Genomic DNA, 21,618 nt, shown 5'->3' with positions numbered 1-21,618 from the left:
TCATATCCTTAGCCACCGAAATCGATAACAATTCTTTAAATAAAGGGACTATTTTATGCGCAATGCAAAATGCCTAAGCATTGGACTCGCTTGTTCACTATTTTTAACTGCATGTGGCGGCTCTGATGATGGTGGCCAATGTTCAAAAAAAGATATCCACTCTCATTGGTATCAAACCTTACAGCAAGACTATTTATGGTATGACGAGCTCTCCTCACCAACAACTTCATTTAATTTGTATGAAGATAGTAACCAACTACTAAACGACGTCCTGCCAAGCAAAGATAGGTTCAGCGTAGTATTAAATAGTGATGATTGGCAAGATAGTATTGCCGGTAATAACTTCGGTTATGGTATAGAACTCGCGGCAGCGCCAGGTAGCCGAATTGTTGTTGTGCAATCGTTTAATAATTCCGCCGCGGCAAATGCAGGAATTACTCGAGGAGACCAACTTGTCTCGATTGGAGAGGTAGCCGCGTCCAAATTATACGAGTACCTATATTATGGAAATTATACAGCTTACTCAGAAGCATTCGGCCCAGACCAAAATGGCTATGAGCTTGAATTTGTCTGGCGCGATAGCAATGGTGCTGAAAAAAGTGCAACTTTGGCAAAATCACAGTACCAAATAAATACTGTAACTCAAGTAGAAATTATTGATAGTAACGCAGGCAAAATTGCCTATTTGGGTTTCCAAAATGGTTTCTTAGAACCTTCCCCAGCTGAGCTAAAACAAGCTTTTAGTTATTTAAAATCACAAAACTTTGATCATTTTGTATTAGATTTACGCAACAACACTGGCGGTTTAGTCAGTGTAGCCGCTGAGCTCGCGTTATATCTTGCCGGAGATACTATCTACAACCAAGTGTTTCTTGAGTTTGAATTTAATCCAAATAACAGTGAGCATGGTGGAGTTGCCCGTACTGAAGAATTGATCTACACAGAGCTCAACGGCAGTGTCACCAGCCATATCAATTACATTAGGCAAAATAGCTTAAACCTAAACAATCTCACTGTTTTAACTAATGATTATTCAGCTTCTGCTAGCGAAGTATTGATCAATAGTTTAGACCCATATATTACAGTGCATACTATAGGTGAAAGCACTTATGGCAAGCCTGTCGGCTTTTTACCAGACGAGCACTGTGACGAAACCTTATTGGCAGTGAACTTTCAAACAAATAATGCCGTCGGTTTTGGTGATTATTTAAATGGTTTAGCGCCTGATTGTGCCGTTTCCGAAAGCAGCAACATCTATCCATGGACCAGCATGCAAGATCCTGTATTTGCTAAAGCGATTAGTTATATTAATAGCGGTTACTCGTCATGCAGCAGCTCGTTAGCTCGCCCATTAAACGAAGAAGGACTGATTATCCCGCCTAACAATAAACCACAAGGCATGTGGTTGGAGAAAAAATAATATGCGCTTTATTGAATTCCCTTGCCAACTTTTATTTGTTTTATTGTTGCTTGTTAATACGGCGCAGGCTGCTCAGCCTGCGCTATGGAAACTAGAATACCAAGATAAAACCTCTTGGGTTTTTGGCACAATTCACGCTTCCACTCAAGTTATGCGTAGTGACAATTCACTGGGTGTAGTTAAAAACAAAATTGCCAATGCGCGTTTACTGATTGCCGAAGCCGATTTAGCGCAATATTCAGCGCAGCAACAGCAAGAATTAGCATTGAAAGTAGCGCTGCTAAATAACGGCAAAAATCTGCAACAACAAGTTGACGATAAAACTTGGCAAAGTTTACTCAGGTACCAACAAAATAAAGGGATCCCAGAAAATGCCTTTAGCGCTTTTACACCTTGGTTTGTCGCATTGCAATTGGGCATTATTGAAGGACAAATAGCTGGGCTCGACTTTACCCAAGCTATTGATGATATCTTGATGCAACATGCACGAGCCAACCAAGTTCAAGTAAGCGGATTAGAAAGTCTAGAACAACAACTCGGATTTTTCGCTAATTCAGGTATAAGCGAACAGTTGTTAGTCGATACCTTAGCGCAAATTGAAACAAACGAGTACACAATCAAACATCTAGCCGACATGTGGCAAAATGGTGAGATTAAGCAACTAGAAAAACTGTTAACCTTAGGTTTGGCGGATTACCCAAGCACAGATTTTGTGTTAGATACGTTATTAAAAGAGCGCAACCAAAATTGGATGAAAAAATTAATCGCAGAGGTAAAAACAGGTAATGTTGTTATCGCGGTTGGATTAATGCATATGGTTGGTGAAGGCAATATCATTCAACACTTTGAGCAACTAGGTGTGAGTGTTAAACGCGTACAATAATCGGCTAACTGCAACAGCTTAATAATGCATATCAGGCGGTATAGGTAATTTACTCGGGGTAAATTGTTTAGGCCGCTTTTTCACCTTACCTTTTTTATAATCACGCAGTGCAAACACATAAGCCAAAACTTGTGCAACGGCGGCAAAAAGCTTTTCAGGTATTTCTTCTTCAAACTCAGTTGTATAATAAATTGCCCTCGCCAACATAGGCGCGGTTAGAATAGGAACTTGATGTGCCTCGGCAATTTTTCGAATATGCGCGGCCATTTCATCCGCCCCTTTAGCAACTAACCTAGGTGCACCTGTGCCTAATGGATCATATTTTAATGCGACGGCAAAGTGGGTCGGGTTTGTCACAACCACATCGGCTTTTGGCACTTCTTGCATCATACGTCTTTGGTGAGCTCTAAACATTGCCGAACGAATACGCCCTTTAACTTGCGGATCACCCTCAGAGTTTTTGTGTTCGTCTTTAACTTCTTGTTTGGTCATCTTCAGCTGTTCGTTATGGTGATAAAGCTGATACGGCACGTCAATTAAAGTAATTACGATTAACGAACAAGAGAGAATTAAGAACACCCAAATAAGAATTTCTAACGCTTTAAACAAACCAGACGGCATATTCTCAACATTAATGTGCAACAACTCTTGGTAAAACAGGTTAAAGCACATATAAGCAGTACCAATAACCACAGCAACTTTGGCAATCGACTTAACCAGCTCAATTAATCCTTGGGTACCAAAAATGCGTTTCAGACCGTTAATCGGATTCATTTTACTCAGTTTAGGCTGCATTGCTTTAGTCGAAAAATTGTATCCACCAACAGCGACATTGCCGATAACAGCAAACACCACCAGCACAATCAGCACAGCCAATACTGGCCAAGTGACTTCGAACAGAAGATTTTCTAGCCGTACTAACATACGGCTCATATCAAACGCATCTTCACGCTCTAAAATAAAACCTTGTTTAAACATGCGATATAGTGCGCCGGCTAAATAGTGGCCATAGAGTAAAAAGCCAATACCACCACCAACAAGCACCATCATAGTTCCCAGCTCACGTGAGCGCGGTATTTGCCCTTTATTTCTCGCGTCGGATTTCTTTTTCGCTGTGGGTTCTTCTGTGCGGTCTTGATCATCAGCTGCCATACATTAGCACCCCGCGATTTCGCACATAAGGTAAGCTGCACTATCCCAGATAGTTTCAAAATGCAGCATAAAGGCCGACAAACTGATCCAAACAACTATCAAACCTGTTATTTGCGACACTGGAAAACCAATAGAGAATATATTTAATTGGGGCGCAGCTCGGGTCATAATACCGAAAGTTAAATTTATGATTAACATAGCGGTTATCGGCGTTAAAGCTATGGTAATTGTCGCGATAAATAACCACTTCCCCCACTCGACAATTTTGTATATTTTATCGAGCGACAACCAACCAGAGCCAATTGGCATAGCTTCAAAACTATAAACCAACATTTGGATCATGGCTAAATGCCCATCCATAGCCCAAAAAACTAAGGTGGCGAGTATGATATAAAACTGGCCGACAGCAGCTGTATTAATACCATTAACTGGATCAACCAAAGTTGCAAAACCTAAACCACTTTGTACTGCAATTGTCTGCCCCGCCATTACAAAGGTATTTAAAAAGATTTGTGAAATAAAGCCGATTGATACACCGATCAGCACTTGCTGAATAACCAGCAAAAAACCTTCGAGGGAAAACAAATTGGTAAAACCACTAGAGGGCACCATAGGGCTAACGATAAAAGTAATAGATAAAGCTAACAGTGCTTTAACCTTAGTTGGAACAGTTTTACCACTAAAACCTATCATAGCAACCAACAAAGCAGAAATGCGCACAAACGGCAGCATTAAATCCGCAATATACTGCATGATAAGTTCTGTGGTGTAAGTCACGGTTTAGCCAACAACCTGAGGAATACGGGTAAACATATCTATGGTGTAGTCCATCACTTTGTTCATACCCCAATGGCCACCATAAATAATAGCGGCTAAGGTCACAAGCAACCTAGGTAAAAAGCTTAAGGTTTGTTCATTGATAGAGGTCGCGGCTTGAAATATGGATACAATTAAACCAACTATCATACTTGGCACAATAACTAAACTCACCAGCAAGATAACCATAAACATGGCCTCTTGTAATATGTCGACAAAAACTTCTGGTTGCATAGTATCACTCCTACGTCAGCTAAGTGCCGACACCAAAGCTGGTGGCTAATGTACCCATGGTCAAATTCCAACCATCAACTAATACAAATAACATAAGTTTAAAGGGCAAAGATACCATCATAGGCGAAAGCATCATCATACCCATGGCCATTAATACTGAAGCGACCACCAGATCTAAAATCAGAAATGGAATAAACAGCATAAAACCAATTTGAAATGCGGTTTTTAACTCAGAGGTGACAAATGCTGGAATTAAAACCCGCATAGGCACATCTTCAGGGCCATTTAACGTTTGATAGCCAGCAATTTCAGCAAAGGTCGCTATGTCTTTAACCCGAGTTTGCTGCAACATAAAAGCTTTTAGCGGCAAATGCGCCACATCAAAAGCCTCTCTTGCAGTCATTTCTTCGGCAATATATGGCTGAATTGCCGTGTCATTAATTTCTTCAAAAACGGGCGCCATAATGAAAAACGTTAAAAATAATGCAAGACCAACAAGCACCTGATTCGGCGGTGAACTTTGTAACCCTATTGCTTGCCGCAATATACCTAAAACAATAATGATACGGGTAAAAGAGGTCATCATAATTACAATTGCAGGGATAAAACTTAGCATTGTCATTAATGCTAAAACCTGCAAAGTTATACTGTAATCTTGAGTGCCGTCAGGATTATCCGTAACTGTTAACGCCGGAAGACCTGTGTTCGCCAGAGCAATCGGTGAGAACAAGCTAATAAAAATTATCAACCAAGAATATTTAGTCATTATTTTTCTTATTTGCATTAATAAATTGGCTAAGCGATTGTTTAAAATCAGGCGCTTTTATATCCAGGGGTTCGGAAAATTCTTTAAGTAAGTTAATTGATTGACTGGTCACACCTAACAAAAGTTGACTATCGCCGACTTGAACCAACAATAATTTTTCTTTCGCAGTTAAAGGCAGCACAGCCAAAACCTGCATAGTGCTGTTTTTAAATTGACCCAAATTGGTTTTGCGCGCAAGGCCAGCTAAGACATAAATAACAGCGATAGTCGCGCATAAACCAAACAACATAGTTGGAATTGCAGCACCAAGGTCTGCAGATTGCGCCAATGCCTCGGAGCTAACACAAGTTAACCCCATGGCTAGTGCAAACTGAACAACTGACTTATTTGAGCTTTTTAATGCGCTCGATTTGACTGATAACATCCGTTAGTCGAATCCCAAATTTGTCGTTAACAACTACAACTTCGCCGTGCGCAATCAAAGTGCCATTGACCAATACATCTAATGGCTCACCTGCAACACGGTCTAGCTCAACTACTGAACCTTGGTTTAATTGCAATAAGTTGCGAATGCTTAACTTACTACGACCAACTTCCATAGAAATGGTTACAGGAATATCTAAAATTGTATCTAACTTGCGTTTTTCTTCAGCAGTAATTGGTGGGTTATCTGCATTCAAATCTTCTAATTCTGCGATTTGTGCTTCATCGCCAGCGTCACCTTCTTGCTCTGCTTCGGCTTCTGCCTGTTCAGCCATAGCGGCTGCCCAGTCATCCATATCGTCACTCATAATCTTTGCTCTTTGTTACATCAATCTAATTATTCAAAATCTTCAAGTTCGCGTAGTTCTGCTTCCGCATCTATACGTCGACCACCACGCGTTACCATTTGCAGTTCAGATTTAACTGATGCAGGTCGCTTAATTTTTTCTGTTACTTTAATTGCTAAATTATCGCGTGATCTACCCATTTTGCCTCGGTAGGTCGGCAAATCTTCAACAAACACGGTTAAATGTTCAGGCATTTCAACCGGAATAACATCACCCGCTTTTAAGTTCATCACTTGTTCTAACGACAACTCAAAATCAAGCAATTTAGCCATAATATCCACTTCAACATCCATAATTTCATCACGTAGAGCTTTACTCCAACGCAAATCAGTATCTTCCTTATCACTTTGCACACCCGCATCTAATAACTCGCGAATCGGCTCTAACATAGAGTAAGGTAAACAAATGTGGAAATCGCCACCGCCACCATCAAGTTCGATATGAAATGAGCTAATCACAACCACTTCCGTTGGGCTCACTATGTTAGCCATAGCCGGATTGACTTCTGAATCTAAATATTCAAAAGAAACATCCATCACAGGTGCCCAAGCTTCTTTATAATCTTCGAACACCAATTTAAGCAACATTTGAATAATGCGTCGTTCAGTTGGGGTAAATTCACGCCCTTCAATTTTAGCGTGGTATCGACCGTCGCCACCAAAAAAGTTGTCCACCAAAATAAAAACTAACCTAGCTTCCATTGTGATTAAACCAGTACCTTTTAATGGCCTGAACCTAACCATGTTCAAACTGGTTGGTACAAATAGCGTATGTATGTATTCGCCAAATTTAATCATTTGTACGCCATTAATAGACACCTCTGCGGTGCGGCGCATCATATTAAATAATGAGATGCGCATATGGCGGGCAAATCTTTCATTGACGATTTCCAACGTAGGCATACGACCACGAACAATTCTATCTTGCGAAGAAAAGTCGTACTCAGACGCCATAGAAATCGCACTACCTGGCGTGGCAGCACTTGCTTCTACATCTTCTTCTTCAACGTCGTCTACCCCGTGGAGTAGCGCGTCAATTTCGTCTTGCGATAGTAAATCAGTCATTGTGTCGCCAAACGTTATTGCATTACAAAACCAGTAAACAGAACACTTTCAACTACAGTTCTGCCAGCAATGCTTAATAATTCATCTTGTACAGCTTTAAGCGCATTTTTCTTTAATGCTTCTTTACCTGCACTTGTACCTAACTCATCCGCGCTTGTGCCACTAAAGACTCTTAATAAAGTGCCTTCTATCAGTGGAATATGCTTTTTAGCTGTCTCTTCATTTTGTGCACCACGTACCAACAATTGCACTTTGATTTGTACTAAGCGATCACGATTAGCACCAGGTACGTTAAAAACAAAAGGTCGTGGCATGGCAACATACATTGCATCACCAAGCTCAACCGAAGCGGCTGAACCACCTGCAGCTGCAGCTGGCGTTTCATCTAAACTCACTTCTTGGGCACTTGAATCGTCACCACCCGACATTAAAAAGAAACCACCAGCGCCAAGCACAACTACAAGCACAACTGCAATGATGATAATCAGCTTCTTTTTACCACCACCGCCATCTTCTACTTCTAATTCTGGTTGTTCTTCTGCAGCCATTCTTGTCTCCACTCAATCAATAATAATTTACGCTAGCTTAAGTTTAACGGATTTTATCCAGAGCGTAAGTATTTTATGCATAATAGTCGACAGCGCCTAGATGACCATTATGTATTTTTTGTTCAATAACTTGCGTTGTGTCATCCTGCTCAGCATTGTCACCATCTCCTTGCCTTTGACCACCTTGTGCGTTTTTATCTGACCCTTGTCCAGAATTAGCTTGTTGATGTTCAACTTGCGAGTCGGATAATTCAATCCCTTGCTGCTCTAACATCTCCCTTAATCTAGGCACAGACTGGTCCAACATTTCTTTAGCTTGTGGATTTTGCACTAACATACTGACGCTGGCCGCATCTCCATTCAAGCTAATTTTAATTTGCATACTGCCAAGCTCAGGTGGATCTAACCTAAGCTCAGCCGCTTGAACTCGGCCATTCATCATAAATCGAACAGCATCATTTAACGCTGTTGCTGCTTCTGGTTTATGCAATTGCACTTGTTCTTTTAACTGCACAATTTGCTGCTGATTTTTCGCTGTACGTTCAGCTTGTTGAATTTCTTGTTTATTGGTTACTTGCTGAATATTTTGTTGTTTATGACTTTCTTGCATTCGCTCCGAAGATTGTTGAGATTGCACTTGAGCTGCTATTGTTTGTGCTTCAAACACTTGAGCCGACGACTCTTTATTTACTATGTCATCTGGCTTAATTTGACCATCTTCAGTCACTTTGGCTTCTTTACTAACAACTTGTTCTAGTAACTTCTCTTTGTTACTGCTATTTGTTGCAGTAGCTTTGGCAACTGGTGCTTGTTTTTTATCAGGTTGCTCAGCTGTTTGCTCGCTAGAGCCTTGTGTCTGGTCATTTGCAGCTAGTACAGCTTCAGTTGGCTGATTTAGCCCCTCCACGGCTGACTTGCCAACAAGCTCGACTGATTTGCCACTAGACTCTGCAGATTTATCAGTATTCGCTGCTTTCTGTTCACTTTTTTCCGATGAGCTTGTTAGTTTGGTTTCAGCAGACTTAGTATGATTGATTTGTTGATTTTGCGGCAGTTGTTGATCTTTATCTTCATTAGCTAACTCAGCTGCTTTTGCCTCTTTGCTGGCATTTAGGTTATTCGCTGTCTTGTCTAACTGCTGTTTATTCGCTTGTATTTTAACTAGATTGTCCGCTTGCGGCGCATTGTTGTCTGCAGACGCATGCGCTTTAGCTGCCTGCTCTGTTGCTGCTTTAGTTACTTCTGTAGTTGCTTCTGTCTGAGCTAATTTTGCTTGCACTTTGCTCTGCTGTTTATTTGCGTCAACCGGGTTTATAACCACTGAATCTTTCACCGTGCTGGCATTGCTGTTTGCTGCTTTCGCCTCAGACGCATTTTCTACCAACTTAGAGGTTGTTTTGTGCTCAGCTGATTTTGTTTTATCTTCTACTTGAGTATCTTGATTAGATAGAGATTGGTTCACATTAGGTATACCAGTTTGTGCCTGAGACTTTTTATCTTCTTTGGTTGAGCTAGTATGTTTCACTACACTGCTGCTCTCAATCGCCTTTAGCCCTTCAACAGCAGTACTAGTCACCTTGGCTTTGGCGCTATCTTTTGCGCTCGCTTGTTCGTTTTCTCCTTCAGTAAGCTGTTTTTTGCTTGCGACTTTCACTACATCACTAGCAGCTGCTTTATCGCTGACGACTTTGTTTGTTGGCTTTGCAGATGTAGTTGTATCGGCGGCTTTGGCCTCGTCAACTAACTCTTTATCCTCAGGAGCTGATTTAGCCACTTCATCTAGCAGTAATTGTTTCTCGTCTTTAGTCGACTCAGTTGCTTTTTTACCTTGCTTTGAATTCTGTAATAGACTGTTTTCTTTATCAAGCTGATTGGATTTTTTCTCACTTGCTGCTTTGTCTATATCTGTTTTAGCTTTATTCGACTGATTTAAAAAGCTAAGTAAATCGAAGGCTGAGCTTTCTTCAGTATCTGAATTTGTACTTTCAACCTCAGGCTGGTTTTCATTTATCGCGTCATTTACAGCTTTAGCCGTTTTATTTAACTCTGGATTTGTCTCTGTTGTTTTATCGCCATTTTTTGTTGCTTGTGCTGTTTCAGAACTGCTCTCTTTTGCCTGGGTACTTGACTGCTCTTGCGCGCCATTTTTTTGTTGCTGAGTAGTTGATTTATTAGCTGTTTGAACAGTCGTAGGCTGATTTTCAGCCACATTGGTACTTTTAGCTGTCGGCTTGTTATCACTGTCTTGTTGTGCACCTTCAGCTAGGTAATGCGAGAATTTTGCTTCGTCGCTGTAATTGCTTTTAGAATCTAATAATGCATCCACCGTGTTATTTTTGCTAACGGGCGTAGAAGCGGCAATATTTGGTTGAATATTGGCAATATACTGCATTTTTTCACCTTACTGATAACGGAAAATAGCTGCTTAGCTAAGTTACTTAGATGTTCTGCAAAAGCCGTGCCGCCATATTATTGGCAAATTCATCGGCTAGTGTTTGCTCTTGTCGCTGCAGGTGTAGCGCATGTTTCTTTTGTTGTTTTTCTATTACAGCTTCAATCGATTTACGTTTACGCTGTTGTTGTAACCATAAAGCTCGGCGTTGTTCGACCACTTTTTCAGCTTTTGTGATGTTGCCTCTTTGTTGGCTACAAGCCAAATCGAGCTGGCTGATAAAACTTTGCAACCGCTGAAAACCGCTACTAGACAAGCCTTTTTTGCCAGATTCTATAACTGTGGTCATATAGTCGCGTTGAAATTGCTCTAAACCGGCTAATTTTTCATGCTGCTTTTGTAAATCTTGTTTAGCTTGTGCGAACTTAAGCGCTAAATCGTCTTCTTTGCGTTTTTCGATATCCGCTACCAGCTGCAATTGTTTATTCATATTAAGCCCTCATAGTACTGGTGATGGAGGCAAGTGCAGCTAAACAGTCATCATAATTAATCACGTCTTTCATGCCTTGCTGCAAGAATTTATCCATTTTCGGTTTTAATTTGATAGCCGCATCCACCACAGGATCACTGCCTTTAGTGTAAGCACCGATAGAAATGAGATCTTGGTTGTTTTGGTAAGCTGAATACAACTGTTTGACAATGCGCGCTTGTATTTGGTGATCTTCACTGGTAACTGCTGGCATCACACGGCTAATGGATTTAGCGATATCAATTGCCGGATAATGCCCTTGATCGGCTAGATCACGCGACAAAACGATATGACCATCTAAAATTGCCCGTGACGCATCAGCAATAGGATCTTGTAAATCATCACCTTCCGACAAAACGGTAAAAAACGCAGTAATCGAACCTTGGCCACTACCACCATTGCCCGCGCGTTCAACCAAAGCGGGTAATTTAGCAAAAACTGATGGTGGATAACCTTTGGTCGCCGGAGGTTCACCAACCGCTAACGCGATTTCTCGCTGCGCTTGTGCATAACGAGTAATAGAGTCGACCAGCAAGAGTACGTTTAATCCTTGATCACGGAAATATTCAGCAACAGACAGTGCAGTTTCACAACCTTTTAAGCGCATCAAAGGTGCATTATCAGCCGGCGCGGCAATTACAACCGAACGGGCTCGTCCTTCTTCACCTAAAATGTCGTCAATAAATTCTTTTACTTCACGGCCACGCTCACCAATTAAACCAACCACAATTACATCAGCGGCAGTGCCTCGGGTCATCATGCCCAACAAAACACTTTTACCAACACCTGAGCCGGCAAACAAACCTAATCTTTGCCCCATACCCACAGTCAAAATAGAATTGATTGCTTTGATGCCTACATCTAACGGCTGATTTATTGCTTTACGATCTAGCGGGTTAATTCGTTTAGCGCGAAAATTTTGGCTCTCATCTGCTGAAATTCGCCCTTTGCCATCCATAGGCACACCACGAGCGTCAATTACGCGGCCAAGCAGTCCCATGGAATAAACTAAAGTTTGTTGTGCTGGTATAGGAATGACTTTAGCACCCGGCAAAATACCTTCAATTTGTTCACTAGGCATTAAGTAGATTTTTTCGCCTTCAAAACCAACAACTTCAGCTTCGATATAACCTTGATATGCTTCCACCAAACAGCTACTACCTACGGCAGCTTGGCAACCTATAGCTTCAAGGGTTAAACCGACAACTCGGGTTAAACGCCCAGCAACTTTTGGTCTGCTAGTGCCGATGCGAGATTGATACTGATGAATACGCTCACTCAAGCTTGGTTTCATAAATGCTCTACTTTATAGCGGGATCAAACGAGCCAATTTTTTGACTCGCTTTTGTTATAAGTATAGCTATTGCAAAAGTAACGCCAATGCTAATGGTGGAAATAGAAATTTCCGAGGTGTTTATTGGAATTGAGCAAATATTTCTTTTATGCGCTCTTGCATATTATTGGCAATAGAAGAGCTGTCGGTTTTAATTTCAACACTACCACGAGAAATATTCGGATCAGTTTGCACATGCCAGTTACGCCTTTGCAGTTCTTGCTCACCGTATTGACTGACCACCTGCTCATAATCTTCAGGGTTAAGTAAAATAAAACACTGTTTAGTGTTAAAAGGCAATTGTTCTGCTGCTTGTTTTAAACTCTGGAGAATAATGTCTGGATTAGTGGTTAATTCACTTTGAATAACTTGCTGAGCCAAAGCAACGGCCAATTCAACTAGCTCCTGTTCAACTTCTTGATCAAGCTGCTGCAAAGGTTTGTCCAGTTGCTCTATTAATTGATTCCAAATTTGCGCTTTTTCTTCCATTAATCCGCTGCCACTGGCTAAACCTTCAGCGTGGCCTGCTTCTTGTCCTTCAGTTAAACCTTGTTGATATCCCTGCTCTTTGCCTTCGGCTTCACCTTTAGCAAAACCTTCAGCTTTACCTTCGTTAAAACCTTCTTCATAAGCGGCTTGGCGAATGGCTTCTATTTCTTCAATGGTTGGTGGTTTTGGCGGTTCTGGCTCAGGTTCTGGTTCTTCGTAAACCCAGCCTTTCTTTTTACCTAGTGCATTAGTGTAATTTTCAGGAACTTTGGTGCCTTCATCTTCAACAAGGGGTATATGCCAAGCTTTAGCTTCTGAGCTTGCTTGGTTTCTGAGTACAGCTTGTTTAAACTTCAGTTCATCTTCTGTCATATACTACTCGTTAGAGGAATTCTTCCCCGCCGCCACCGCCAAGCATAATTTCGCCTGCGTCAGCTAAACGACGAGCAATAGACAATACTTCTTTTTGTGCCGCTTCAACTTCACTAATGCGAATTGGCCCCATAGCTTCCAAGTCGTCTGATAACATTTCTGCAGCACGTTTAGACATATTACCGAGAATTTTATCTTTAAGACTTTCGTCAGCACCTTTAATTGCGCGCATAAGTACATCTTGTTGTACTTCACGTAATATAGCTTGAATACCTTTATCGTCCACATCTGCCAAATTATCAAATACAAACATAAGGTCTTGAATTTGTTGGCTCATCTCTTCGTCATGTTCACGAATTGAATCCATCAACTGGCCTTCAATATTGGTATCTAGATAGTTCATAATATCGGCAGCTGCTTTTAAGCCGCCCATTTTCGCAGCTTGTGCACCAGCTTGACCAGCGAACTGTTTCTCCATAATTTCGTTTAATTCTTGCAATGCCGCTGGTTGTACTTCTTCTAAGTTAGCAATACGCATCATCAAGTCTAAACGAACTTTTTCGGAGAACTGACTCATAATTTCGGCTGATTGTTCTGGCTCTAAATAAGCCATAACTATGGTTTGAATCTGTGGATGCTCATTACGGATAATATTAGCAACCTGTTTTGAATCCATCCACTTGAGTGAATCAAGACCTTTGGCCCCACTACCCATGATAATTTGTTCAATTAAATTACCCGCTTTGTCTTCACCCAGAGCTGCGGTTAATGCTTTACGAACAAACTCAGTACTTTGGAAACCAATTGTGCTGAAACGCTGAATTTCGTCGATAAATAACTTGTGGATAGCGGTAATCTTAGCTTGAGAAAAGTCATCAAGCGATGCCATCGCCATACCTACTTTTTGTACTTCTTTTGGTTCAAGGTGTTTTAGGATTTGCGCTGCATCCTCTTCAGATAAACTCAAGAGTAATACAGCTGCTTTTTCAATCCCATCTAACCGTGAAATATCGTAGGATTCATTACTTTGTTCTTCGTCTTTAGGCATCTTCGTTTAACCACGCTTTAACCACTTGTGCTGAAAGAATTGGTTCGTTTGCAACCAAGGCTCTTACCGCTTTTAATACATCTTCGTCTTTATGTAAGTCAGGCAGCATTAAGGTACCGTCTTGATTAAAACCAACTGCACTGGCATCAAAATCTGTGGTTAACATATCAAGGGTTTCATCGCCTAAATCTATACCTGATGCCAATGAATCATCATCAAAATCATCGACTACTTCTTCTGGATAAATCAGTTTGCGTAACATAGGTTTAACCACCATGACTATCAGCACTATAATAATCAATGTACCTAATGCTAATCGAACTAATTTAGTAAACCAAGTTTGTTCGTAGAATGGTGTTTGTTCTAAGTCCCCTAAGTCAGTCCGAACAAACGGCACTGTCACAACTTCTAAAGTGTCACCACGCTGAATATCAAAACCAATGCCGCCTTGTAACAATCTGCGGATATTCGCCAGTTCTGCCGTTGCTCTAGGTTCATAAGTGGTTTCGCCTGATTCGGCATTTGTCTCAGGCAGGTAATCAACTGCAACTGATACGCTTAGTCGGCGAATAACACCCGTTTGTTGACGAGTATGGCTAATGGTTGTGTCTAACTCATAGTTACGTGTCGCTTCTCTGTGGCTCTTACTTGGATTGGCCGAACCGTCACCACCTTTTGCTTCTTCCGGTATGTTTGAATCAAGCGGAGGCTGATTGGTCAATGCTCCAGGAATACCTGCGACTATCCCACCCAAAGAATTGGTTTCTACTGTCATCTCACTGCGTACTGCAGGTAAGTCTGGGTTATAGCGCTTTTGAGTTTGCTCAACTGAAGTGAAATCCATAGTAACGTCAACTTGCGCTGTATAGTTACCCAAACCCACCACAGGAATTAATATTGAGTCTATCTTTTCTAAATATTCAGCTTCACGTTTCTGTTCTATTTCGTATTCTTTGCGGCTACGCGCAGATAAGTCGTTTTGTGAGCCTGAATTTAATAAACGACCATTTTGATCTGTTACCGTTACGCGAGTGGGTTCTAAACCTTGCACAGCAGAAGAAATCATATCAACAACTGAATCGATCTCTTCTGACTTAAGTACCTTGCCACGCTTCATGGTTAACACCACTGTCGCACTGGGCTTTTTCTCGTGGCGGGCAAAGACGTTTTCTTTTGGGATAGCCAATAAAACTTTGGCGCGTTGAATAGAATGCAGCTCTTCGATAGCACGTGCTAATGACTGTTCACGGCTGTACTTTAAACGCTCCATCTCAACACGTTGACTGACACCAAATCCCATGTCTGTCAATAAAATGTCGTCACCAGTTGCTGGGCCTGATGTCATGCCCGAACGGGTCATTTGTAGCTTAATATCTTGATACTGATCTTCGATTACATAAACAACGTCACCATCAAGACGATATTCAATTTTTTGTTGGTCAAGAAAATCAAGCGTTTGAATCAGCTCGTCGGTTTCCATTTTCCCTAATGGACGAAAATCTGGTTCGCGTGCCCAGACAATAATAAATATAGCGATCGCCAAACAGATTGCCAAAGCCAGAATCAACGTAACTTGGCGCAATATGTCAACACTGCCTAAGCCGCCTAAAAAGCCAGATTTTTGTTCTTCAGATGACATATCGGAAGACGTTGCATCATTTGCATTACCGTCGTTAACCATTATGTCTGTCGATGCGCTCTGTTCTGCCACTGTTAATTACTCCAACAAATTCCGCTGTATTAAACAGGCATTTGCATAATTTTATCGTACGCTTCGACAACTTTATTGCGTACATGCACTGTTGCTTCAAAAGCAATGCTCGATTTACCTTTTGCTATCATCACATCAGCAAGTGAAACACTCTGATCACCCATTTCAAACTTTATCGCTTGCGCTTTCGAATGATGTTGTAAGTCGTTGACGTTATCGATTGCTTTGTTCAACATATTGCCAAAAGTCGAAGGCGTCGGATTTTCAACTTTAGGTGAGATTGGTAATTGATCAGCAGAAATATCTTTGCGCGCTTGCGTAGCTAAAGCTTGCATTTCCGCATATAGATTATTGTTTGCGCCAATTTTCATTGTGAGCCCCACTTACGTCAAAAATTTGATTATTTGTTAACTTAAGTGAGGTAATGCACAGGTTATGCCAAAATATGTTTTACAGTTATTCTGGTTCGATAAACTCAGTACCCCAACCGTCGTACTCAACCTGATATTCTGCTGCGAGTTTTTCCATTTGTGCAACTTGAGCTTGAATAACTTCAATGTCCAATTTGCATTCAGCAATCACATCAAATGCAAGAATTTCTTGGCCATCATCTGTGTCAAACTCCTCGGCATCTGTTACTTCGTAGTTTAATTTAAACGCGGCAACCGCGGCCTTTTCCAACTTATCAAAATTGGTTGAAGAAAAGTGGTGTTCAATTGTATAGATGGCATCTAGGTCGCTGCCATCTTCTATCAACATATTAACTATATTAGTGGTAAAACCTTTAGGATCGTCGATATAGTCCATCATTTTGATGCCCCTTCAGAATGATTTGTTTGTGGCAGTATATGTGCATTGAGTTTGTCAGCTTCAGCGTCTAACTGCTTGAGCTTGTCTAACATCAAGCTGTGGTAATCTTCGCAAGTTTGTTTGAGGTTTTTCTTCTGCTCTTCACTCATTTGAGTCGGTGCCATCACCTCAATAATAACAGTACCATTTAACCAACGATTTAACTTAACTTTGTTGCAGGTAGTACTCATTAACACAGGTACAATTGGCACATCAGCGGCTAGCGCTAACTGGAATGCGCCTCGCTTAAACGGCAACAACCCCCGACCATAAGAGCGCGTGCCTTCTGGAAACATCCACACAGACACTTTACGTTTTTGGATAATCTCTTTGGAAGTTTTTAACGCCGCCATGGCTTTTTTACGGTTTTCGCGATCGATTAAGATATTGCCAGACAACCAGTACAATTGACCAAAAAATGGCACCCACTTTAAACTTTTTTTCCCTATAGTAACTGTGTTGGGTAACACACTGCCGCACAAAGTAAATATATCGTAACTGTTCTGGTGGTTGGCAATAAATACCGCAGGCTGCGCTTTATAGGCATCAGGATGCGTTCTGATCACCAACTTTATGCCTAATATTTTGGCTGCTTTGCTGTAAATTTTTCCTAACCAATAAACATTATTGGCGTGAAAAGGCCGAATTAAACAAAATAAAATACCGAATACGCTGGCAAAAATAACAAATATGCCGAGTAAAATAACTCGAATAACAGCTAACACTAATACAATTCCTAATTAATCTTGATTATCTTGTAACGCTTCATCTGTCGATGATGCTTCAATAAGTAACTCGTCAACACGCTGTAAACCACGTGGTAATTTATTACCTCGACGCCCTCGTTCACCTCGGTAATGTGACCAGTCATCTGGTTTTAACGACATTTTACGTTTGCCCGCCACTAATACTAAGCAGTCGTTGGTATTAATAAGCGCAACATGCTTAACAAACTCTTCGCGATTACGCGCACGTTCAGACGGCACGCTGATAATCTTGTTGCCTTTACCTTTAGCCAAACAAGGTAAATCAGCCACTGGGAATAACAACATGCGGCCTTCATTCGTGATAGCAACAATCAGTTGCTCAGCAGCTGACGATACTTTTTTCGGTTGCAGCACTTTTGCATTAGCTGGCAAAGTTAATACAGCTTTACCGTTTTTATTTTTACTAATCAAATCAGCAAACTTAGCAACAAAACCATAACCCGCATCAGAGGCCATTAAAAACATATCTTCCGGTTGGGCAATGACCACCTGTTCAACACGCTCACCCGCAGCGACAGTAAAACGCCCTGACAAAGGTTCGCCTTGGCCACGTGCTGACGGTAAAGTATGTGTATCAGTAGCAAAAGCACGACCGCTGGTGTCAACAAATACACTAATTTGGTTAGAACGGCCTGCTGCACTAGCAAGATACCCATCACCTGCTTTGTAGTTCAGCCCTGCAACATCCACTTCATGGCCTTTGGCACAGCGCACCCAACCTTTATCGGACACCACAACAGTGACGGCTTCGCTTGGTACTAAATCTTTTTCACTTAATGCTTTGGCTTCACCGCGTTCAACAATTGGCGAACGGCGCTCATCACCATATTTTTCAGCATCTTGCGCCAATTCTTTTTTAACTAACTTTTTAAGCTCTGATTCTGAATTTAAAATGCTTTCAAGCCATTCACGCTCTTTTTCAAGTTCAGCTTGTTCTGCTTTAATCTTAATTTCTTCAAGCTTAGCTAAGTGGCGTAGTTTAAGTTCTAAAATAGCTTCAGCTTGTTTGTCGGATAATCCAAATCGGCTCATTAATTCAGCTTTTGGATTATCTTCGGTGCGAATAATGTGGATTACTTCATCTATATTTAAGAAGGCAACTAACAAGCCCTCTAAAATATGCAAACGTGCCAATACTTTATCTAAACGATATTGCAGACGTTTAGTCACAGTGTCTAAACGGAATTGCAGCCACTCATTGATAATTTGCGGTAATGATTTAACCTGTGGGCGGCCATTTAGGCCCAACATGTTTAAGTTAACTCGATAACTCTTTTCTAGATCTGTGGTTGCAAATAAATGCTGCATCAACATTTGTGCATCAACTCGATTAGAACGGGGCACAACCACTAAGCGCACTGGATTTTCATGATCAGATTCGTCGCGAATATCAGCGACCATAGGCAACTTTTTCGCCTGCATTTGTTGAGCAATTTGCTCTATTACTTTGCCGCTAGACGCTTGATGCGGCAAGGCATTAATAATGATTTCGCCTTGGTCTACTTCGTAAACCGCACGCATTTTAATTGAGCCACGGCCAGTTTGATAAATTTTTTCGATATCAGCACGCGGCGTAATAATTTCAGCTTCGGTTGGAAAATCAGGCGCTGGAATAAAGCTCATGATTTTCTCTAAACTAGCACCTGGGTGATCTAATAAATAACGTGCTGCATTAACAACTTCTTTGACATTGTGTGGCGGAATATCGGTTGCCATACCAACCGCAATACCAGTGACACCATTTAATAAGATGTGGGGTAAACGTGCTGGTAAATTAATTGGCTCTTTTAACGTGCCGTCAAAGTTAGGGCCCCACTCAACCGTGCCCATACCAAGTTCGCTTAATAAAACTTCAGCAAATTTAGACAAGCGGGCTTCGGTATAACGCATAGCAGCGAAGGATTTAGGGTCATCAGGTGCACCCCAGTTGCCTTGGCCATCAATTAACGGATAACGGTATGAAAATGGCTGCGCCATTAACACCATAGCTTCATAACAAGCAGAATCACCATGTGGATGAAATTTACCTAACACGTCACCTACAGTACGCGCGGATTTTTTGTATTTTGCCGCTGCGGACAAACCAAGCTCAGACATTGCGTAAACGATACGACGTTGTACCGGTTTTAAACCATCAGAAATATGTGGCAACGCCCTATCCATGATGACATACATGGAATAGTTTAAATAAGCATCTTCGGTAAACTTACGCAGTGCTATTTTTTCAATACCATCTTCACTAATTTCGATTAAATCAGACATATTTGATTCTTCTTCTTGTATGTTTTAGCCAATAGTCAAGTTACGCATGCGCCGCGCCTTTAAACAAATCATAAAAGTTTGCCGTTGTTACGCGCGCCAGCTCTTCAAGTGATACGCCTTTCAAATCAGCCACAAATTGCGCAACTTCTCTGACATAAGCGGGCTGATTCTGTTTGCCACGGTATGGTTTTGGCGCTAACCAAGGAGAGTCTGTTTCAACCAACAAACTTTCTAATGGTAAAGCTCTGACGACATCTCTTAATTCACTGGCATTACCAAAAGTAACTATGCCAGAAATTGAGATCATAAAATTCATATCAATCGCCGCTTTAGCCATTGCTAATGACTCGGTAAAACAGTGCAGTACCCCACGAGGTTTTTCTGCATTATGCTCACGTAAAATCGCTATCGTATCTTCACGCGCATCGCGTGTATGAATAATCAGAGGTTTATCAAGTTCATGGGCTATTTGGCAATGATTGGCAAAAGACTGTTGCTGCCAAGCTTTAGTTTCGTTGGAATAATAATAGTCTAAGCCAGTTTCGCCGACAGCAACCACACGTTTATCTGTAGCTAATTTGCGTAAATCTGCAATTTGATACTGACATTCATTATGCAGAGGATGAACCCCACAAGATACCGTCACATCAGTATACGGCTCAATCGTTTTCAGCATATTGGGAAAATCGTCTAGTGTCACACTTACGCATAAAAACTTTTCAACCCCACGCTCACGTGCTGTTGTAATGATTTGTTCTAAACTTTGTGAATCTTCTAATTTCAGTCTGTCTAAATGACAGTGTGAATCGACTAACAAATTAAACTCCAGCTAGTTGGTTCATTATAAGGTATAGGTTGGCTCGGTCGAATTAAGCATTGGACCTAATATGGTTTCTATTCTATCTTTTAATTGGTGTTTATCCGTAATAAAAGAAACACCGACACCTTGCGGTGCACTGCTATGTGAAGCTGGCGGTGTTATCCAACATACTCTGCCTGTGACCACTATAGGTTCAATAGCATTTGGTAATAAAACATTTAATGCAAGCGAATGTCCCATTTCGTATTTACGATTAGTCACAACGAACAAGCCACCTTCTTTGATAAATGACATATAACATTTATATAAGGCATGTACATTATTAAACTCTAAGGCCAACTCTTCCATTAAATATTCGCTTTTAAATCTTTGACAAAAACTAACCCGTCACCAATATTTGACGCATTTTAGAACATAAGCCACTAAAGAGTAACTTTTTATTCATACCCGATTGTAACATGAGCTGTTTACACCTAGTAACTTGATGATACAAGTCAGATATTTTAAGCCGGATAACAGCACTATCTGCTGTATCAGATTGGCTTGTTTTAAGTTTACGTTCAAGCCAAGCAGACGCCGCGTATTCAAGCCACTCTAGTTGCTGGAATACATTTTCTTCATTAAATTCTTGGGCAAATTCAGCCGCAGTGAGTTTGCCAGCTAATAAAGCTTTAAAACGCTGTAAAAATGCATGCTGCGCTTGTTGCATACCATTGTTAATATAGTCGACAGCCAATAATGGCGAAGCTATCAGTTTAGGATACACCTTGTGAAATTCATCTAGTTCAAGCTGCTGTTCATTCAGCCAAACAGTTAACTCATCGGTTTGTGGCGGGGTAATTTTATACTGCTGTAATCGGCTAATAATAGTTGGCAATAAACGACTAGGGTGCGCTGAAGTTAAAATAATAAATTTTTGCTGACCAGGCTCTTCTAAAGTTTTAAGCAAAGCATTAGCCGACGCTTCTGTCATACGCTCACAATCCGGCACTATATATACTTGAGCACCAGCAAGTTGTGATTTTTGCTGAGATTTAACAACCAGCTTTCGAATTAAATCAACCCCTATGCTTTTAGAGTTTTCATCTTCGAGCAATAGATAATCTGGATGAACCTGTCCAGCAAATAAATGGCACGCTTTACACTGGCCGCACGCAAGTTGCGCTTTAGCTTGATTGACTTGCTCACATAGCAGATTCTGCGCCAGTTGTTCCGCCAATTGACGTTTACCAAAACCTGTCGGAGCAGTAATTAACAAACCGTGATGCAAGCGAGCTTGTTGGTATTGTGCTGTTAATTTAGCTTCGAGTTCAGTTAACCAAGGATATAACAT

The 21,618-nt window shown here is 41.1% G+C and carries 23 protein-coding genes; 2 read left to right on the top strand and 21 right to left on the bottom strand.

Annotated elements, in window-relative coordinates; all coding sequences use genetic code 11:
• Nucleotides 1-55 precede the first annotated feature (55 nt).
• Together WSC_RS0115560 and WSC_RS0115555 are read left to right on the top strand one after the other, a co-directional pair.
• Nucleotides 56-1,420, top strand: coding sequence for a S41 family peptidase (locus tag WSC_RS0115560; RefSeq protein ID WP_016956872.1), 1,365 nt, complete (start codon nt 56-58; stop codon nt 1,418-1,420).
• A gap of 1 nt (nt 1,421) precedes the next feature.
• The gene (locus WSC_RS0115555; protein WP_016956871.1) at nt 1,422-2,303 is read left to right on the top strand and encodes a TraB/GumN family protein; all 882 of its coding nucleotides are present in this window, start codon (nt 1,422-1,424) and stop codon (nt 2,301-2,303) included.
• A gap of 18 nt (nt 2,304-2,321) precedes the next feature.
• On the opposite strand, the gene flhB is transcribed toward WSC_RS0115555, so the two are convergent.
• The 21 genes from flhB to holB form a co-directional block, all read right to left on the bottom strand.
• The gene (flhB, locus tag WSC_RS0115550; protein ID WP_016956870.1) at nt 2,322-3,455 is read right to left on the bottom strand and encodes a flagellar biosynthesis protein FlhB; all 1,134 of its coding nucleotides are present in this window, start codon (nt 3,453-3,455) and stop codon (nt 2,322-2,324) included.
• Between the two features lie 3 nt (nt 3,456-3,458).
• Nucleotides 3,459-4,208, bottom strand: a complete 750-nt coding sequence (gene fliR / locus WSC_RS0115545) for a flagellar biosynthetic protein FliR (protein ID WP_237716322.1) — start codon at nt 4,206-4,208, stop codon at nt 3,459-3,461.
• Nucleotides 4,209-4,235: 27 nt separating this feature from the next.
• Nucleotides 4,236-4,505 (bottom strand): flagellar biosynthesis protein FliQ, encoded by a 270-nt coding sequence (gene fliQ / locus WSC_RS0115540; protein WP_016956868.1) that lies wholly within the window; start codon nt 4,503-4,505, stop codon nt 4,236-4,238.
• Between the two features lie 19 nt (nt 4,506-4,524).
• Nucleotides 4,525-5,271: a flagellar type III secretion system pore protein FliP gene (gene fliP / locus WSC_RS0115535; RefSeq protein ID WP_016956867.1), complete on the bottom strand. Its 747-nt coding sequence runs from the start codon at nt 5,269-5,271 to the stop codon at nt 4,525-4,527.
• Entirely contained in the window at nt 5,264-5,695 is a 432-nt protein-coding gene (fliO, locus tag WSC_RS24320; RefSeq protein WP_016956866.1) for a flagellar biosynthetic protein FliO, read from the bottom strand. Before fliO ends, fliP begins: the two co-directional genes overlap by 8 nt.
• Complete coding sequence (fliN, locus tag WSC_RS0115525) at nt 5,655-6,062, bottom strand: flagellar motor switch protein FliN (protein WP_016956865.1); 408 nt, start codon at nt 6,060-6,062, stop codon at nt 5,655-5,657. The genes fliO and fliN overlap by 41 nt, the downstream gene beginning before the upstream one ends.
• Before the next feature lie 29 nt (nt 6,063-6,091).
• Nucleotides 6,092-7,165 (bottom strand): flagellar motor switch protein FliM, encoded by a 1,074-nt coding sequence (gene fliM / locus WSC_RS0115520; protein WP_016956864.1) that lies wholly within the window; start codon nt 7,163-7,165, stop codon nt 6,092-6,094.
• 14 nt (nt 7,166-7,179) lie between these two features.
• Complete coding sequence (gene fliL / locus WSC_RS0115515) at nt 7,180-7,713, bottom strand: flagellar basal body-associated protein FliL (protein WP_016956863.1); 534 nt, start codon at nt 7,711-7,713, stop codon at nt 7,180-7,182.
• Nucleotides 7,714-7,786: 73 nt separating this feature from the next.
• Nucleotides 7,787-10,105 (bottom strand): flagellar hook-length control protein FliK, encoded by a 2,319-nt coding sequence (locus WSC_RS0115510; protein ID WP_016956862.1) that lies wholly within the window; start codon nt 10,103-10,105, stop codon nt 7,787-7,789.
• 46 nt (nt 10,106-10,151) lie between these two features.
• A complete protein-coding gene (gene fliJ, locus WSC_RS0115505) occupies nt 10,152-10,595 on the bottom strand; it encodes a flagellar export protein FliJ (protein WP_016956861.1) in 444 nt (147 codons plus the stop codon).
• A gap of 1 nt (nt 10,596) precedes the next feature.
• On the bottom strand, nt 10,597-11,928 hold the full coding sequence (gene fliI, locus WSC_RS0115500; protein WP_016956860.1) for a flagellar protein export ATPase FliI: 1,332 nt from the start codon (nt 11,926-11,928) through the stop codon (nt 10,597-10,599).
• Between the two features lie 120 nt (nt 11,929-12,048).
• A complete protein-coding gene (gene fliH / locus WSC_RS0115495; protein WP_016956859.1) occupies nt 12,049-12,828 on the bottom strand; it encodes a flagellar assembly protein FliH in 780 nt (259 codons plus the stop codon).
• A 10-nt stretch (nt 12,829-12,838) separates the two neighbouring features.
• Nucleotides 12,839-13,876: a flagellar motor switch protein FliG gene (gene fliG, locus WSC_RS0115490; protein ID WP_016956858.1), complete on the bottom strand. Its 1,038-nt coding sequence runs from the start codon at nt 13,874-13,876 to the stop codon at nt 12,839-12,841.
• Entirely contained in the window at nt 13,869-15,557 is a 1,689-nt protein-coding gene (gene fliF / locus WSC_RS0115485) for a flagellar basal-body MS-ring/collar protein FliF (RefSeq protein ID WP_085953489.1), read from the bottom strand. The genes fliG and fliF overlap by 8 nt, the downstream gene beginning before the upstream one ends.
• Before the next feature lie 59 nt (nt 15,558-15,616).
• On the bottom strand, nt 15,617-15,958 hold the full coding sequence (fliE, locus tag WSC_RS0115480; protein ID WP_016956856.1) for a flagellar hook-basal body complex protein FliE: 342 nt from the start codon (nt 15,956-15,958) through the stop codon (nt 15,617-15,619).
• Nucleotides 15,959-16,043: 85 nt separating this feature from the next.
• Nucleotides 16,044-16,397: a ribonuclease E inhibitor RraB gene (rraB, locus tag WSC_RS23045; protein WP_016956855.1), complete on the bottom strand. Its 354-nt coding sequence runs from the start codon at nt 16,395-16,397 to the stop codon at nt 16,044-16,046.
• Complete coding sequence (locus WSC_RS0115470) at nt 16,394-17,161, bottom strand: 1-acylglycerol-3-phosphate O-acyltransferase (RefSeq protein ID WP_016956854.1); 768 nt, start codon at nt 17,159-17,161, stop codon at nt 16,394-16,396. Before WSC_RS0115470 ends, rraB begins: the two co-directional genes overlap by 4 nt.
• A gap of 15 nt (nt 17,162-17,176) precedes the next feature.
• On the bottom strand, nt 17,177-19,465 hold the full coding sequence (gene parC, locus WSC_RS0115465) for a DNA topoisomerase IV subunit A (RefSeq protein WP_016956853.1): 2,289 nt from the start codon (nt 19,463-19,465) through the stop codon (nt 17,177-17,179).
• A gap of 40 nt (nt 19,466-19,505) precedes the next feature.
• Nucleotides 19,506-20,282, bottom strand: a complete 777-nt coding sequence (locus WSC_RS0115460) for a TatD family hydrolase (RefSeq protein WP_016956852.1) — start codon at nt 20,280-20,282, stop codon at nt 19,506-19,508.
• 24 nt (nt 20,283-20,306) lie between these two features.
• A complete protein-coding gene (locus WSC_RS0115455; protein WP_016956851.1) occupies nt 20,307-20,633 on the bottom strand; it encodes a PilZ domain-containing protein in 327 nt (108 codons plus the stop codon).
• A 31-nt stretch (nt 20,634-20,664) separates the two neighbouring features.
• The gene (gene holB / locus WSC_RS24315) at nt 20,665-21,618 is read right to left on the bottom strand and encodes a DNA polymerase III subunit delta' (protein WP_016956850.1); all 954 of its coding nucleotides are present in this window, start codon (nt 21,616-21,618) and stop codon (nt 20,665-20,667) included.

This window comes from Catenovulum agarivorans YM01 (assembly GCF_000281085.1).
Classification (GTDB): domain Bacteria; phylum Pseudomonadota; class Gammaproteobacteria; order Enterobacterales; family Alteromonadaceae; genus Catenovulum; species Catenovulum agarivorans.
This window is presented reverse-complemented; position numbering and strand designations above follow the sequence as displayed.